The 17,046-nt window shown below is 38.0% G+C and carries 16 protein-coding genes; 9 read left to right on the top strand and 7 right to left on the bottom strand.

Features of this window, described 5'->3' with window-relative positions; translation table 11 throughout:
* Positions 1-100 precede the first annotated feature (100 nt).
* On the top strand, positions 101-2,179 hold the full coding sequence (gene ppk1 / locus F935_RS10555) for a polyphosphate kinase 1 (RefSeq protein WP_016138921.1): 2,079 nt from the start codon (positions 101-103) through the stop codon (positions 2,177-2,179).
* Positions 2,180-2,424: 245 nt separating this feature from the next.
* Positions 2,425-3,015: an SPOR domain-containing protein gene (locus F935_RS10550; RefSeq protein WP_051110042.1), complete on the top strand. Its 591-nt coding sequence runs from the start codon at positions 2,425-2,427 to the stop codon at positions 3,013-3,015.
* Positions 3,016-3,044: 29 nt separating this feature from the next.
* Here F935_RS10550 and oxyR read toward each other — a convergent pair whose 3' ends face one another.
* The 4 genes from oxyR to rubA all read right to left on the bottom strand — a co-directional run bounded on the left by oxyR (position 3,045) and on the right by rubA (position 6,398).
* On the bottom strand, positions 3,045-3,953 hold the full coding sequence (gene oxyR / locus F935_RS10545) for a LysR family transcriptional regulator OxyR (RefSeq protein WP_003653052.1): 909 nt from the start codon (positions 3,951-3,953) through the stop codon (positions 3,045-3,047).
* Between the two features lie 6 nt (positions 3,954-3,959).
* A complete protein-coding gene (gene estB, locus F935_RS10540; RefSeq protein WP_016138919.1) occupies positions 3,960-4,904 on the bottom strand; it encodes an esterase EstB in 945 nt (314 codons plus the stop codon).
* A gap of 53 nt (positions 4,905-4,957) precedes the next feature.
* Positions 4,958-6,139: a rubredoxin reductase RubB gene (rubB, locus tag F935_RS10535; RefSeq protein WP_016138918.1), complete on the bottom strand. Its 1,182-nt coding sequence runs from the start codon at positions 6,137-6,139 to the stop codon at positions 4,958-4,960.
* 94 nt (positions 6,140-6,233) lie between these two features.
* A complete protein-coding gene (gene rubA, locus F935_RS10530; protein ID WP_000760495.1) occupies positions 6,234-6,398 on the bottom strand; it encodes a rubredoxin RubA in 165 nt (54 codons plus the stop codon).
* Positions 6,399-6,834: 436 nt separating this feature from the next.
* Between rubA and F935_RS10525 the strand changes: the two genes are divergently transcribed.
* Complete coding sequence (locus F935_RS10525; protein WP_016138917.1) at positions 6,835-7,275, top strand: SRPBCC family protein; 441 nt, start codon at positions 6,835-6,837, stop codon at positions 7,273-7,275.
* 53 nt (positions 7,276-7,328) lie between these two features.
* On the opposite strand, the gene F935_RS10520 is transcribed toward F935_RS10525, so the two are convergent.
* Entirely contained in the window at positions 7,329-7,817 is a 489-nt protein-coding gene (locus F935_RS10520; RefSeq protein WP_016138916.1) for a YqiA/YcfP family alpha/beta fold hydrolase, read from the bottom strand.
* Between the two features lie 258 nt (positions 7,818-8,075).
* On the opposite strand from F935_RS10520, the gene lysS reads away from it, so the two are divergent.
* The 5 genes from lysS (at position 8,076) to cysN (ending at position 14,167) form a co-directional block, all read left to right on the top strand.
* Positions 8,076-9,605, top strand: coding sequence for a lysine--tRNA ligase (gene lysS / locus F935_RS10515; RefSeq protein WP_016138915.1), 1,530 nt, complete (start codon positions 8,076-8,078; stop codon positions 9,603-9,605).
* A gap of 186 nt (positions 9,606-9,791) precedes the next feature.
* The gene (locus F935_RS10510; RefSeq protein ID WP_016138914.1) at positions 9,792-11,237 is read left to right on the top strand and encodes a capsule assembly Wzi family protein; all 1,446 of its coding nucleotides are present in this window, start codon (positions 9,792-9,794) and stop codon (positions 11,235-11,237) included.
* Between the two features lie 253 nt (positions 11,238-11,490).
* Positions 11,491-11,622, top strand: coding sequence for a hypothetical protein (locus F935_RS18455; RefSeq protein ID WP_080026499.1), 132 nt, complete (start codon positions 11,491-11,493; stop codon positions 11,620-11,622).
* Entirely contained in the window at positions 11,615-12,523 is a 909-nt protein-coding gene (cysD, locus tag F935_RS10505) for a sulfate adenylyltransferase subunit CysD (protein WP_004641806.1), read from the top strand. The genes F935_RS18455 and cysD overlap by 8 nt, the downstream gene beginning before the upstream one ends.
* Before the next feature lie 30 nt (positions 12,524-12,553).
* Positions 12,554-14,167: a sulfate adenylyltransferase subunit CysN gene (cysN, locus tag F935_RS10500; RefSeq protein ID WP_016138913.1), complete on the top strand. Its 1,614-nt coding sequence runs from the start codon at positions 12,554-12,556 to the stop codon at positions 14,165-14,167.
* Between the two features lie 52 nt (positions 14,168-14,219).
* Here the strand turns inward: cysN and F935_RS10495 are convergent, their stop codons facing one another.
* Positions 14,220-14,768, bottom strand: a complete 549-nt coding sequence (locus F935_RS10495; RefSeq protein ID WP_016138912.1) for a DUF2239 family protein — start codon at positions 14,766-14,768, stop codon at positions 14,220-14,222.
* Between the two features lie 221 nt (positions 14,769-14,989).
* On the opposite strand from F935_RS10495, the gene F935_RS10490 reads away from it, so the two are divergent.
* Complete coding sequence (locus F935_RS10490) at positions 14,990-15,502, top strand: hypothetical protein (RefSeq protein ID WP_016138911.1); 513 nt, start codon at positions 14,990-14,992, stop codon at positions 15,500-15,502.
* A 42-nt stretch (positions 15,503-15,544) separates the two neighbouring features.
* On the opposite strand, the gene F935_RS10485 is transcribed toward F935_RS10490, so the two are convergent.
* Entirely contained in the window at positions 15,545-16,882 is a 1,338-nt protein-coding gene (locus tag F935_RS10485; protein WP_016138910.1) for a CitMHS family transporter, read from the bottom strand.
* Positions 16,883-17,046 lie beyond the last annotated feature (164 nt).

The following is a 17,046-nucleotide window of genomic DNA, read 5'->3' as shown; positions in this document are numbered from 1 at the left end:
TTTTAAAGATGTGTTAATTTTTTAGTTTTTACCAAATTGTCATATTTTTGCAGCATACTGGTTTATAGAGATTTTGGCTGGATAGAGAATAGAGTTAGACATGAATACAGCGATTACAGCAACGACCCCAATAGAATATAGTTATAATGACCGTTATATAAATCGTGAATTGTCTATTCTTGACTTCCATTTGCGTGTATTGGAACAAGCGGTAGACCCTTTACATCCATTGCTTGAGCGAATGAATTTCTTGCTCATTTTTTCACGTAATCTCGATGAGTTCTTTGAAATTCGTGTTGCGGGAGTGATGGAGCAATTCTCTCTAGGCAATGAAAGCCGTAGCCCTGATGGTCTTACGCCAAGACAAGTTTTACAAAAAATATCTGAAACAGCTCATGCTGCGATTGAGCGTCAATATCGTATTTTAAATGAGCAAATCTTACCTAAACTACGTGAAGAAGATATTTGTTTCTTACGTCGTGGTGAGTTAACTCCAGCTCAGTCTGCTTGGGTAAAAAAATATTTTCAGGAACAAGTTGCACCTGTATTAACTCCAATTAGCTTAGATCCAGCACATCCATTTCCTCGACTTGTTAATAAAAGCTTGAACTTCATTATTACGCTTGAAGGTAAAGATGCTTTTGGTCGTCAAATTGATTTAGCTGTTGTGCCTGCACCACGTTCATTACCTCGCGTTGTACGCCTACCAGACGAATTAACAGGTGGTAAAGAACATCACGTGATGTTGTCGGCAATTATCCATGAACATGTGTCTGATTTATTCCCAGGAATGACAGCAACTGGATGTTACCAATTCCGTGTGACACGTAATGCGGACTTGGCATTGAACGAAGATGTTGAAGACTTAGCTAAAGCATTAAAAGGTGAATTAAGTTCTCGACGTTTTGGTCGTGCGGTTCGCTTAGAAGTGACTCATAACTGTCCACAACATATTTATGAGTACTTACTTGAAGAGTTCGATTTAACTGATGAGCAATTATATAAAGTTGATGGTCCAGTAAACTTAGCTCGTCTGGTTTCAAATTTTAAACGTCCCCATTTACGTTATGACTCGCATACGCCAGTTGTGCCTAAAGTATTTAAAAAGACCGAGAGTATTTTCTCGGCAATGCAGAAACAAGATATTTTACTGCATCATCCGTTTGAATCTTTTGCACCAGTTATTCAATTGCTACGTGAATCTGCGCGTGATCCACAAGTATTAGCAATTAAGCAGACGTTATATCGTAGTGGCGCTGATTCTGAAATTGTGCAAATTTTGGCAGAAGCGGCGCGTAACGGAAAAGAAGTTATTGCCGTTATTGAATTACGTGCTCGCTTTGATGAAGAATCAAATATTGAGGTAGCAAACGTTTTACAAGAGGCTGGTGCGGTCGTTGTTTACGGTATCGTAGGTTATAAAACCCATGCCAAAATGATTATGGTTGTGCGCCGTGAAAATAATAAATTGGTACGTTACGTTCATTTAGGGACGGGTAACTACCATGCGACGAATGCCCGAATTTATACGGATTATGGTCTCATGACCACAGATAAAGATCTGTGTGAAGATGTACATCGTATATTCCAAGAATTGACCGGTATGGGCAAAATGGCGAAATTGAAAAAGCTATTACATGCACCATTTACCTTACATGCTCAGCTCATTAACTTTATTGATGAAGAAATTGCCAATGCTAAAGCAGGGCGCAAAGCTCAGATCATTGTTAAAGTAAATGCGTTAACCGAAGTCCAGTTAATCAATAAATTATATGAAGCTTCTCAGGCAGGTGTTCAGATTGACCTGATTATTCGTTCGATTTGCTGTTTACGTCCGGGTTTACCGAACCTGTCGGAGAATATTCGGGTGCGTTCAATTGTAGGACGCTTCCTTGAGCATACTCGCGTTTATTACTTCAGTAATAATGGTGATGCACGTATTTACTGTTCAAGTGCAGACTGGATGGACCGTAACTTATTTAATCGTGTTGAAGCATGTTTCCCTGTCGAAGACCCTGCGTTGAAAAAACGTATTTATCAACAAGGTTTGGTGAACTACTTACAAGATAATCAACAGGCATGGTTGCTACAAGGTGATGGTACTTGGATTCGTGCTGAGCCAGCAGAGGGTGAAAAATTGCATAATGCTCAAAGAGCGTTATTGGAAATCATTAAATAATCAACTTTCAAGAATAAATAAAAGCCGACATTTTGTCGGCTTTTTTAATTGACTGAAATTCAAAGTAATTTAGTTAGTTTTTCTAAATGGTTGCTGGATAAACGACAATAATTTGAAGCACTGCAATATGTTTTGAAAATATGTGATTTTTTACATAAAACATTGAATTATAAAAATATACAAATCACGAGAAATCTACTTTAATACGCCGCATTAAATATACTTAACTTTGGTAAATGAATAAGATGCAATGCTTTATTAGAAGTTTACTTATTAAAATACTTTTGGGGATAATACCAGTGACCGCCTATGCAGATCAGAAGTGTTATGGAGATATCATCGTATTTCAAAGATTTGATGATCAAGCGATATATCCTTATTTTGTAAACTCATCTAATGAAAAAGCTAACAAAAGTGGAGAGAAAAATAAAAAAATAATCATCCAAAAAAGAAAACCAAAACAAGATGAGTTTTTAGCTCAAAAGAAAATTGAAGATATCCACACCAAGAAAGTAGAAGAAAAGAAAAATTTTGATAGTAAAAAGCAACTTGATGCAGCTGTCGCTAAAGAAATTTTAGAAAATGGTGAAAAGAAATGGATGGTACAAGTGGCGCTAGCTGCTAATCAAAATAAGGCAAGTACGGTTCAGTCGCAGTTAGAAGCAAAAGGGTACAAGGTTGTAACGAGTGTAACGACTAAAGGAATACGAGTTATGGTAGACCCTGCCAATGACTATGCCATTGCACAAATTATTAGAGAAAAAATTATTGCTGACAATAGTTTGAATATGCCATCTGCTTGGGTGTTTAAGTGGGCATCTTTAACGCCGCAATAAAATAAAAAGGAGTCCGAAGACTCCTTTTTTTATTCATGTATTCTTGTCGTGATTTTCTGCATAATTTGTAGTAACACATCGAACTCACTTTGCAATGGTGTACTTTTACGCGTCACTAGCGCTAAGGTACGGCTCGGTGCATCTTCAATTGGTTTTGCAGTAATCTGATCATTAAACTTGATCATACTATTTTCAATTGCAATTTCTGGTAAAAGCGTAAAGCCTAAATCAGAAGAAACCATTTCAACTAACGTTGGTAAAGAACTTGCTTTTAAACGGTTGTCGTTTTTACGCTCACCGATAGGGCATGCACTTAAAACGTGGTCACGTAAGCAGTGGCCTTCTTCAAGCAAAATTAATCTGGATAAATCAAGATCATCTAGAGAGTTTGCTTGAAGAGCATTCGTATCTTGTTTACTACATACAAGGTACAAATTCTCTTTCGAAATTTCAGCGACTTTTAGACCTCGAGTGTCAAACGGTAGAGCAAGAACAATCATGTCTAGATTTCCGTGTTCCAAACGCTCTACAATTTTTTCACTTTGTGCTTCATGCAAATGCAGCTGAATTTTAGGTAGCTGTTGATGCACTTCATTAAGTAAGCGTGTCAGGATAAAAGGTGCAATGGTTGGAATAACACCCAAATGCAAATCACCCGTTAACGGCTCACTCATTTCACGGCTCAAACGCATTAAATCTTGAGCATCTGCTAGTAGTACACGGGCACGAGCAACGACTTGTTCACCTAAAGGTGTTAAACGCACATTCTGACGATCACGTTCTACCAGAACGCCACCTAATAAACGTTCAAGCTCCATGATGCCGCCTGATAACGTCGATTGAGTGACAAAAGAGCGGCGTGCTGCTTCAGTAAAATGCAAAGTTTCCGACAACGTAACTAAATATGATAGCTGTCTTAGTGAGGGTAATGCAGCCATAGTGTCCTAGTCTGATGATTTAAAATGATGCGCAAATAAACCGCTAAGCTGTGGAATAAAATGTGCAGGGATATCATGCCCCATTCCATCAATTAATTCAAACTTAGCACCGGAAATTGCTTTTGCTACAGCCTTACCGTGGCTAGGTGGAAGTAAGCGATCGCGAGAGCCATGTAAGACTAATGCGGGTTGCTTAATTTCACGGTCCAGTTGAAGTAAGGAGCCTGTACATAATATTGCTAAAAACTGCTGAAGTACACCAGCAGGATAGTAGCTACGTTGATAAAGCTTACGCGCAGTTTGTATTGCTTCAATCTGGTTGATATAACCAGGTGAACCAATCAATTGAAATAGTTTTAAACTGTGGTTAACAATACCTTCTTCGTCACGCGTTTCGGGTTTACCAATTAAACTCAAAAGTTGTTTCGGAAAAGGCGGTGGTAAAAAAGGCTGGTTATTGCTTGTAAACATAAGCCCTAACTTCTCAACCTTTTCTGGATATTTTGCTGCAAGAATTTGAGCAATCATCCCACCCATTGATGCACCAATCACATGTGCTTTGCTTACGCCTAAACGATCAATAAGCATAGACACATCGTCTGCCATATCATGCAGAGTATAAGGTGCACCCTGATTAGTTAGCCCTAGTGCAAAGCGGCTCATCAATTTGACAGTATTTAAGCGTTTACCTTCATGACGTACTTTTGAAGAAAGGCCAATATCACGGTTATCAAAACGAATAACACGAAATCCTTGATCAATCAGCGATTTACAGAAGAAATCTGGCCAAAAAAGCATTTGGGCACCAAGACCCATAATCAGCAAAATGGTTGGATGTTCTGGTTTTCCACCAACTTCTACATGTAATTCAATTCCATTGCCTAAGTTGACTTTGGTTTCTTGCATGAAAGATGTGTACGGTGAAATGTTAAACTGTAAGGCGCTATTCATGTTATTCATTCCTTAAAGGAATACTCTCTAACTGAGTATTCCTGATACAAACCTTATGCTTGGGCTGGAATAAGATCTGGAACAAGCTTTGTTAAAGCTAAGCGTTGTTTACCTGCGGTTGCACCTAACAATACAAAACCACGCAATGTTCCTTCATTGTCAATTGCTTTGGCAAGCATCCCATCGTCGAATTCTTCTGTTTCCCAGTTCACTTCTACATCAACTGGAGCAGGCAAAACTGTGAGTGGAGCTGCTGGCGTTTTTACTGCAACTGGCATAGCAGGGTAGTGCACAGCAGTTTGTTGTCCACTAAGTGTTTTTGCGAGGGCGCGAGCCTGTTGCATAATCGGCATTACATATGGAAGTAAAGTACCGTTTACCTCTGCGCAATCCCCAATTGCATAAATGTCTGCTTGGTTGGTTTCAAGTAAACCATTGGTAATAATTCCACGGCTTGTTTGAATATCCGCACTTTTAGCAAGTGAAATATTTGGCTGTAAACCAATTGCAGAAAGAACAAGGTCCGCAACCAATGTTTGTCCATTTGCGAGTGTTATCGCATAGTCTTCGCCATTATTAATTTTGCTTACTTTTTCAACCGTGGTTCCAAGTGCAAATTTTACTCCAGCTTCCTCAAGATTTTGCTGGAAAGCAGAAGCAATATGTTCTGGAAGTAAACGACCTAATGGTTGCGGAGCCAAATCAATCACAGTGGTGTCATATTCACTATGCAGTAAGTCATTGGCAAATTCACAACCAATTAAACCTGCACCCAAAATAACAACACGTTTGTCTTTGCGCTGAGCTAGATTTTCACGGAAAGCGCGGTAGTCAATCAATGAGTTCACGACATGAATGTCATCGCTACCATCACCTGCAATTGCAAGGCGAATTGGGTTAGCACCCACAGCTAAAATCAGTTTTGAGTAGGGTTGCTTCGACGTTACACCATCTTTTTCTAAAACAAGCTCATGGTCTTCAGTTAAAATCTCTTTTACAAAAGTAAAAGGCTCAATACGCATATTGAGTTGAGTACCCATTTTAGCAGCATCACCTAATGGAATCTGCTCTGGTGCTTTTTTACCTGCAAATGCATTTGATAATGTTGGCTTTGCATAGTTCACTGCATCATCCGCACAAATCATCACAAGTTCTTGCTCTGGGCTAAGCTTACGGAACTCACGTGCTAAGGTATAACCCGCCATGCCTGATCCGATAATGACGATAGGATGCATTTTTTTCTCCAGAGTTAGAATTATTTATTTAATACGGTGATTGGTAATATTCGTAAAAAAGACCATGTCTATCATGGCCTTTTACTTTACGTTCTTAGATTTCGATCATTTCGAAGTCAGCTTTTGAAACGCCGCAATCAGGGCAAGTCCAGTCATCAGGAATATCTTCCCATTTTGTTCCAGCTGCAATGCCGTCTTGTGGCCAACCTTCCGCTTCGTCATAAATCCATCCACAAACGATACATTGATATTTTTTCATGAGACTCTCCGCACTGATAAGTTTGCTCAAAGCTGCCTTTCAGTAAAACTATTCCATCTATTAATAATGTAACTACGATCCGGTCAATAATAACCAATGTGCCTTTGATCGGATATCAAATTTTTACGCAGTTCTACATTCAAAGTAAAGTAAATAACGGAGTTTAATCATTCGTAAGCAAAGATGAATGGCAGGTTAGGACAAATAACTGGTTATTTAGGCAAAACTTCGCCATAAACGAATAATAACTAATGCATTCTTATAATTAATTTTATTTTTGAAAATATTATGAAATAAAGAGTGTCTAATTATTTAAAAGATTCATCTCATTTGAAAGCTAAATAACAACAAACTACGACGCTCCAGAATGTCATTATTAAAACCGAAAATTAAAATTTACTGTCATTTAAGACGGTATAAATCAGGGAAGTGAAATATGGAAAATTTAGTATATGAAGTGGAAATTGATGCTCCTATAGAAAAAGTGTGGGACATACTTTGGAATAGCGAGACATATAACGCTTGGACGAAATTTTTTGCACCAGATTCCTCAATGCGTACTGACTGGCAAGTAGGTGGGAAAACTTATTTTCTTGATGGCGAAGGAAATGGGATGGTTTCTACAATTGAACAAATGCAAAAACCGGAAATATTGATTTTTAAACATTTAGGTATGATTAAGGAGGGTAAAGAAGATTTAGAAAGTGAAGAGGTTAAAGGTTGGAGTGGTTCTCAAGAAAAATATTTTCTAAACCAAAAAGGTAATATAACCACTTTAAAAGTTGAATTGGCCACTTTACCCGAATATATGGGCATGTTGAAAAGTGGCTTTGTTCAAGGTTTTGATGTGGTTAAAAAAATGGCAGAAGCAAAATAGAGCTTCTTTTATTCACCTATAAACCAGTTTTTCTATAATCAAACGATATAAGTCTAAGCCAAATATTTTTTATAAATTTTTATAATCAGATCATTAATTCGAGAAGGATAGGCTAAGCGATGATGTCCACCTTCAAACGTTTCAATATTCATATAAGGAGCAAGTTTTTCTTGAACCTGATACATATCCAGTTGCTCATCTCCTAATTCTAAATAGGCCATTTTAGGATTAGAGAGTATGAGTTCTTCTTCAGAAAGCTGAGGGTAGTCTTCCCGAAAATTAGGTGTAAGACTTGGATTTGCCACAATCACAGCTAATTTATGTTGAGCAGCAGTTTTTAGCGCCCAATAGCCTCCAATGCTATGACCCACCAATAAATCTGGTTTGATCGTCTGAATCGCCTGATGGTAAAAGTACTCAACAGATGCATAACTTAAGTTACGATAATCGACGTCAATACAAAATTTTTCAGGATGTAAAATGGCATGGAACTTTGTCGACTCACGCGAAGAATCCAAGCCATGTAAAAATAGAATTTTCATTATTTACGACACAATCTCATTGATAAAATAAAAGGCAAATCCGGCCTTTTGAATATCGAGGTTATTTGGATTTTTTTATATTTTACTAAATGCTTTAAAAAATGATCTTAGCGATTGGTCTAAGTCACTTTGCCTTTAAAAAGTGGTGTTTTGTTCTATAAAATTGTCTTTTTTCATTTTTGTTTGATTGAAATCATTCGAAAAACTCCCGCAATCTGTTAGGATATAGCACTTAATTTTTACTTAATCGAGGCAGAGATGACGCAACAAAACGCTCAATCGACTTCTGAACCAACTATTTCCGAAAACGATTTAATTGCACAGCGTCATGCCAAATTAAAGCAAATCCAAGATGTTGCGAAGGAAACTGGAAAGAGTCCTTGGCCGAATACGTTTAAGCGTGAACATTACGCTGCTGATCTACAAGAACAATTTAAAGATCAGTCGAAAGAACAAATTGAAAGCGCTGAGCATGTCTATGTGAAAATTGCTGGTCGTGTCATGTTAAACCGTGGTTCTTTCATGGTTATTCAAGATATGACAGGTCGTATTCAGTTATATGTTGACCGTAAAGGTTTACCAAAAGATATTCTTGAGACCATTAAAGGTTTAGACCTTGGTGACATTATTGCTGCCGAAGGTTATATCGGACGCTCAGGAAAAGGTGACTTATATGTTCACCTTGAAGGTTTTGAACTTCTTACAAAATCTCTTCGTCCGTTACCAGATAAATTCCATGGTTTAAATGACACAGAAGTTAAGTATCGTAAACGTTACCTTGACTTAATTGTGAATGAAGAAACACGTAAAACTTTTGAAATCCGTGCCAAAGTTGTTGCAGGTATTCGAGCATTCTTAAACAATGAACGTTTCATGGAAGTTGAAACGCCAATGATGCACGTGATTCCAGGTGGTGCATCTGCACGTCCGTTTGAAACACATCACAATGCTTTGGATATGCCTTTATTCTTGCGTATCGCACCTGAGCTTTATTTAAAACGCTTGGTTGTTGGTGGTTTTGAACGTGTGTTTGAAATTAACCGTAACTTCCGTAATGAAGGTGTTTCAACGCGTCACAACCCTGAATTTACAATGATCGAGTTTTATCAAGCTTACGCTGATTATAAAGACTTGATGCAATTAACTGAAAACATGCTTGAAAAGCTGGCTTTGGATATTTTAGGTACAACTGATGTGCCTTACCAAGGTGAAGTGTTTAGCTTCAAAGGACCATTCAAGAAAATCTCTATGTCTGATGCGATTTTAGAGAATAACCCACAATTTACACCTGAAAATGTTGGTGACCGTGAGTTCCTTGCTCAATTTATTCGTGAAGAATTAAAAGAACAAGTTAAGCCTGGTTTTGGTTTAGGTAAGCTTCAAACGATTGTATTTGAAGAAACTGTTGAAACTAAACTTCGTCAGCCAACATTTATTACTGAATACCCAGCTGAAACATCTCCGCTTGCTCGTCGTAATGATGACAATCCACATATTACTGATCGTTTTGAGTTTTTCATTGGTGGTCGTGAATTAGCAAATGGTTTCAGCGAGTTAAACGATCCAATTGATCAAGCTGAACGTTTCCAAGCTCAGGTTGCAGAGAAAGATGCTGGTGATGATGAAGCAATGCATTACGATGCAGAGTTCGTTGAAGCGCTTGAGTATGGTTTACCACCTACAGCTGGTGAAGGTATCGGTATTGACCGTTTAGTAATGTTATTTGCCGATGCTCCAAGTATTCGAGATGTAATTTTATTCCCGCACATGCGTCGTAAAGAAGGTTAATCTTCTAAAGACAAAAAAAGGCAGTATTTATACTGCCTTTTTTATTACTTTTATATCTCAAAAACTTACCTATCTACACTAATCTTAAAATAGCGTTAAAAAATGTAATTGCACAGTTTAACAATTGCAAAGTTGTGATAAAAAATTTAAGGTGTTGCTCATAAATAACTTTGAGAATTGGCTGGCATGTTTCTAAGAAAAACACTTTCGATTGCAATATTGGCAACTGCTTCATCCGCTATTTTTGCACAAGGTTTAGTGCTAAATAATGAGGACTTACGTACAGACTTAAATTGGTTGAATCAACAAGGTGTTATCAAGATTAGCACCTCAACTTGGCCGTTAAGTGGTGATGAAATCCAGAGAGCACTCTCTCAAGCACAAGTGACGCATCCAGCTCAACAAAAAGTTATTAATTCAGTTCTTGATGCATTAAAAGCAGATAATAATACGGTTAAAGTGGGTGCTTTTGCTGAAACCGATAGCAAAAATATTCCCCAAGCATTTGGTGATAACCAAAAAGCTCAATATCAAGGTTCTTTAGAGTTTAATGCAGGTGGCGAAAACTGGGATGCAAAAATCCGAGTAAATGCAGAAAAAGACCCACAAATTGATAATGGTCAAGATGTGAATGTTGAAGGTTCATATGTTGCTGGTAAACTTTGGAATCAGTGGGTCGTTGCGGGTCAAATTCCAACATGGTGGGGGCCTGGCCATGATGGTAGCTTAATTCGTGGTGATGCTAGCCGTCCGGTTTATGGTGTAACTGCACAACGTGCTGTACAAAATGCTTTTGATACAAAATGGTTATCTTGGATTGGGCCTTGGCAATATCAAGCTTTTGCTGGTCAGTTAGATGACTATAAATCAGTCCCAGATGCTAAGTTAATTGGCTTACGTGTGACTGCACAACCATTACCATATATTGAGTTGGGTGCATCGCGTGCTATTCAATGGGGTGGTGATGGACGTCCTGAAAGTTTTAGTTCTTTATGGGATGCATTTGTCGGTAATAAAGATAATGGCGGAACAGGTGAACCAGATCCATCAAACCAAATTGCTGGCTTTGATGGCCGCTTATTATTACAACCACTATTCCAAGTTCCAGTTAGCATCTATGGACAATATGTAGGTGAAGATGAGGCAGGCGGTTTACCTTCTAAGAAAATGTACTTAGCAGGTGTGGACTATTCATCTAGCTACAATAACTTGCCTTATCAACTTTATGCAGAATGGGCAGATACACGTACTAATGGTGATGTAAGAGGCATCTCTTATGCTCATTCAACTTATAAAGATGGCTATTACCAACATGGTTTCCCGTTAGGTCATGCGATGGGTGGTGATGGGCAAATGTATTCAGTGGGTGGGGATATCCGCTTTGATGTCATGAACCGTTTAAGTGGTCGAGCAATGGTGGTTAAGGTTAACCAATCTAACTTGGCAATCAATAAAGCATTCCCTAAAGATGATGAAATTAAAGCCCTTGATTTAACTTGGACGCATTACATCAAACCTGATCTTCCATTAAAAATTAATGGCTGGGTAAGTGATTCTGATCTAGAAGGTAATGATGCAGGCGCATCTATTGGGATTGAAATTCCATTAGAACGTAAAATGTTCGGTTTCTAAGAATAGATCTTGTTTTAGAAAAGAGAAGCTATCAAAGCTTCTCTTTTTTATGGTTTTTAGAGAAATCTAAAGACTAGAACATGATTTGCTTAAGTTGGCTACACAAGCTACGATTGCCAAGTTGTGCAAGTGGAACAGCATATTACATGTATATGATGAAATCGAATATCAATATGAAAAAACAAGCAAAAGGAATCGGTTTTAAATCACTATAATGCATAACTAATGCTATAAGCCATATAAAGGCTTGTGGTTGGATTATCTATCACGAAAAATTGGAGTTGTTATGGCACTCGTTCCTCCACATGGTCTTCTACGTGGTGGTTTAATACCACTTCTAGATTTTATGGGCAAAATGGATAGAGAAGGACGTGTTCATGACTGAATCAAGACTTACACATCTCAAGCAACTTGAAGCTGAAAGTATTCATATTATCCGTGAAGTTGCTGCTGAATTTGAAAATCCGGTCATGCTTTACTCAATTGGTAAAGACTCTGCGGTAATGCTTCATCTTGCGTTAAAAGCATTTTATCCAGCTAAACTTCCATTCCCGTTATTACATGTAGATACTGGGTGGAAATTTAAAGAGATGATTTCATTTCGCGATAACATGGCAAAAACGCATGGCTTCGATTTAATCGTTCATCAGAACAAAGAAGGTCGCGAAGCTGGAATTAATCCATTCGATCATGGTAGCTCAAAATATACAGATATTATGAAAACCCAAGCTTTGAAACAGGCTTTGGATAAATATCAATTTGATGCTGCTTTTGGTGGTGCACGCCGTGATGAAGAAAAATCACGTGCGAAAGAGCGTGTTTATTCATTCCGTGATAGTAAGCATCGTTGGGATCCGAAAAACCAGCGTCCTGAACTTTGGAATCTTTACAATGGTAAAGTGAACAAAGGTGAAAGTATTCGTGTATTCCCTTTATCTAACTGGACTGAGTTGGATATCTGGCAATATATTTATTTAGAAAATATTCAAATCGTTCCTCTTTATTTCTCTGCTGTTCGTCCAGTCGTAGAGCGTAGCGGTACGTTAATCATGGTTGATGATGAACGTATGCGTTTAAAAGAGGGTGAAGTTCCACAGATGAAGTCTGTACGTTTCCGTACGCTTGGCTGTTACCCATTAACTGGTGCAGTTGAGTCTGAAGCAGATACGTTACCTGAAATTATCCAAGAGATGCTTTTAGCCACGAGTTCTGAGCGTCAAGGTCGTATGATTGATCATGATGAAGCGGGCTCAATGGAAAAGAAAAAGCAAGAAGGCTATTTCTAAGACAATTTCTAAATTTGTGGAGTTTGAGCAATGTCTCATCAATCAGAATTAATCAGTCAAGATATCTTGGCCTATTTGAAGCAACATGAACAAAAAGACCTTCTGCGCTTTTTGACTTGCGGTAACGTAGATGATGGTAAAAGTACTTTAATTGGACGTTTACTCTACGACTCAAAATTGATTTACGAAGATCAATTGCAAGCTGTAACGCGTGATAGTAAAAAAGTAGGAACCACAGGTGATGCACCAGACTTAGCATTACTTGTAGATGGTTTACAAGCTGAGCGTGAGCAAGGTATTACCATTGATGTGGCTTACCGCTATTTCTCAACGGAAAAGCGTAAGTTTATTATTGCTGATACACCTGGGCATGAACAATATACCCGTAACATGGCAACAGGTGCATCAACAGCTGATCTTGCAATTATCTTGATTGATGCACGTTATGGTGTGCAAACACAAACACGTCGTCATACTTTTATTGCAAGTTTGCTTGGTATTAAGAATATTGTTGTTGCCATTAATAAAATGGACTTGGTTGAATATTCACCTGAACGCTTCACTGAAATTCAGATTGAATATGATGCTTTTGTAAGCCAATTGGGCGATCGTCGTCCAGCCAATATTCAATTTGTACCGATTTCTGCTTTAAATGGCGATAACGTGGTAAATGTTTCTGAGCATACAGCTTGGTACAAGGGTCAAACCTTGATGAACATTCTTGAGTCAGTTGAAATTAGTCGTGAATCAAACAAACACGAATTCCGTTTCCCTGTTCAATATGTAAACCGTCCAAATCTAGATTTCCGTGGTTTCGCTGGTACTGTTGCTTTAGGTGAAATCAATGTTGGTGATGAAATTGTTGCATTACCATCAGGTAAGCGTTCAACAGTTAAAGAAATCGTAACATTCGATGGAAATCTAGACCAGGCTGTTGCGGGTCAAGCAGTTACATTAACGTTGAATGATGAAATTGATATTAGCCGTGGCAACGTTCTAGTACGTGCAGGTGAACAGCCATTAATTTCACGCAGTGTTCGTGCTTCAGTAGTATGGATGAATGAACATCCTCTAGTGAAGGGTAAGTTGTACAACGTTAAGATTGGTACACAGACTGTTCCTGCCAAAGTGACTAACATTCACTATCGTGTGAATGTGAATACGCTTGAGCATACTCAGGTAGAAGAGCTTGAGTTAAATGCAATTGCAGATGTTGTTGTTGAATTCGATGCACCAGTCGTATTTGATCAATATCAAGATTCACGATACACAGGTTCATTTATTTTCATTGATCGTTTAAGCAATGTAACGGTTGGTGCGGGTATGGTTGAGTCTGCGGTAGAGTGGACTGCACATAGCAATCCTGTTACTGCTGAAGATCGTGCTGCACGTTTAGGTCAAAAACCTGCGGTGATTGGGATTTCTGCACAGTTAATCGAGAAAGCTCAAGTTTTAGAAAGCTTATTGATCCACCAAGGTGTAGTTGCGATTGCAAAAGCCAACTTAACTGCTGAGCAAATTACTTTATTGCGTGAGACAGGTGTTGTGGTTATCACTACGGTTGTGGATGGCACAGATACAGAAGTTACTGCTGAAACCGTTGAAGAGGCCGCTGAAAAAGTTGTGGAATTAGTTCGTCTTTAATAGGTTGAATTGATTTTGAAAAAACCCGCGTAAGCGGGTTTTTTTATTGGGTTTAGAAAATACTTTGAGATTTTAAAGTTAAATATTCTCTTAAATCTTTAGGATAGCTCTGAATCATCTTTAAAAATATATCTCGATGACCTTGATATAAGGCGCGTGTTGCTTCTTCGTAATTTGGCATATTACCCAACATGGCAGACATAAAACGGTCGATGGCTTGTTTAGCGACCATAATATTACCTTCAGAATTTGGGTTATTTAACTCTTGATCAATTAACTTACGAATTACTGCTGATGCACTCGCACTTTGTTGATCTAACCAATCCCAATGTTTTTTCTGTAAAGTGATTTCACGAGAAATTACTCCGAGTTTAGGTCGTCCAACTTTTTTAATTTCTTCCGGTTCAGCATAACGTTGTTGAAATTCTTGTTCCGAACCAGAAAGATCAAGATCAATTTGTTGACCTGTTTGATCATTAAAAATCAAAATATTTTCCGTTGTTTTTGGAAGATCTTTGAGTTTTTTTGCAAGTTCAACTAGGGAGTCACTCGCAATAAGCGTGCTTCCAGTGAAAGCAGTATAGGTGATTTTAGTATTCATTTTAGCTGTATATTTTATCTGGGTAAAACTATATTATCTGGGTAAAATTAATTTTGCAAATAATTAAAATTATAACCAAAGAATTATCTGATTTTATGAGTGTAGTCTCTGAAGTTAGGACTATAAAAATAGTCAAGTTGATAGGCTATTTAAAATTTTACTCTGCTTTAGTAGCGCTTTTATGAGAGAATATGCCTTTAGTTTTATGTATAAGGACTCCTATGTTTGAGCAATCTCCTGAATCTCTAAGCGATATCGAAATTTTAGACATTTTACAGTCTATGAAAAAAGATAAGCTTGATACGGAAGCAAATGAGATTATCCGTAATGGGGGGAAAGCTGGGCGTCAAGAAGCACATAAACAGGCTTTAGTTGCATTGAGCGCAAACTTTGAAGATAAGTTTGTAGAAGCTGCTACGTTGGCATTAGGCTTGAATTCAGGTCAGGCGAAAAAGATTCGTTATAAAAAAGACCGTATCCGTATTTTTAAAGCACGTGGTCTTGATTATTTAGCTATGGATGGTGCAGAAACCGCTCAGGTTTTAGCTCAAGTTGCTCAAGCGATTAGTCGTGAAGATGCGATCGTGACTGAAGGTTTACACAATATTTTTCCATTTTGGAAAGAAGGCTGGCCAATGGTGCAATTTGATAATGCCTATAAAATTTTAGAAGAAGACATTACATTGCATTTTAACATTGTGTTAGATCACTTAATTGAATATGTACAGAAATAAAAAAAGCCCCGATTGGGGCTTTTTTTTATTATGAAAGAAGAATTAGAGTGAACTGAAAAGTGGGAAAACCCCAATCACTAAAGCGGTTCCCATCAATACCATACAAGTTATAAATGCCCACTTTAAAGTGAACTTTTGATGGTCAGCAAAATCGACTTTAGCAAGACCACATAACAAATAGGTTGATGGAACAAGAGGCGATAGCAAGTGTACAGGTTGACCTACAATCGAAGCACGAGCAATCGCTTCTGCACTAATACCATAATGTGAAGCAGCTTCAGCAAGAATAGGTAAAACGCCATAGAAGAAAGCATCATTTGACATGAAGAATGTCAACGGCATGCTTACTAAAGCAGTAATCGGTGCTAGATATGGACCCATGCTTGGGGGAATCATTGCGACGAATTCTTTAGACATCGCCTCAACCATACCTGTGCCAGATAAAATACCTGTAAAAATACCCGCTGCGAAAATTAAGCCTACAACAGCTAAGACACTGTCAGCATGCATTGCAATACGTTTTTTCTGCATATCAACATCTGGGTAGTTAATGAGCATTGCGATACAGAACGCTATCATGAACAACACAGACATAGGCAAAATGCCTTTGATCAAAGCAATCATAAGAAGGATTGTGAGTACCATATTTACTTTGCGTAAATGTGGACGAGTCGCTTCAGGATCTTTCGATACGGTAATATTGTCACCGTGGTGAGTTTCAAGCTCAATAACGCCTAAACGTTTTTGCTCGTAACGACCATATAGGTATGCCAAGAAGAATAACCAACCAATACTAATGACCATAGGAAGAATCATTGGTACGAAAATGTGGCTTGGGTCAATTTGCAGGGCGCTTGCAGCACGAGCTGTAGGACCACCCCATGGTGTTAGGTTCATTACACCACTACATAACAGCATAAGTGCAGTCATGATGAGTGTATTCATTCCTAAGCGTTGATAAAGTGGCAGCATTGCAGCTACACAAATCATATAAGTTGTTGAGCCATCACCATCTAAAGAAACCATTGTGGTTAAGAATACGGTTCCCATTGTGATTTTTAGAGGATCGCCTTTAACCTTTTTTAAAATCCATTTAACCGGTGGGTCGAAGAGACCTGCATCGATCATTAAGGCAAAATATAAAATTGCGAATAAAAGCATTACGCCAGTTGGCGCTAATTTTTTGATGCCTTCTAGCATCATCTCACTGAGACCTTTGAGTTCAATGTGACTTAAACTTTCAAAGTAGTGACCGAGGCCCCAAGCAATAAGAGAAAAAATAAATGGGATGAGAATTAAAGCAATAATAGGGCTTAAACGTTTGGACATGATTAAGTACATGAAGCACAAAATCATGCCAACACCAAGTAATGTCAGCATACAATCAATCCTTTGCCTATAGTTTTACTGAACAAGTTTATTCAAAACTCTGACCTTGGTTATTCTTATTAATTTTTAATAAAAAGACAAATAATATATTTAGTTTATTTGGTTAATATATATTCAGTTGGAGAGGTATATTTAGGCGAAATACTGAACATATA

The organism is Acinetobacter calcoaceticus ANC 3811 (assembly GCF_000399665.1).
Lineage (GTDB): Bacteria > Pseudomonadota > Gammaproteobacteria > Pseudomonadales > Moraxellaceae > Acinetobacter > Acinetobacter calcoaceticus_B.
The sequence above is the reverse complement of the archived record's forward strand: the minus strand, read 5'-3'. Positions and strand labels throughout refer to the sequence as shown.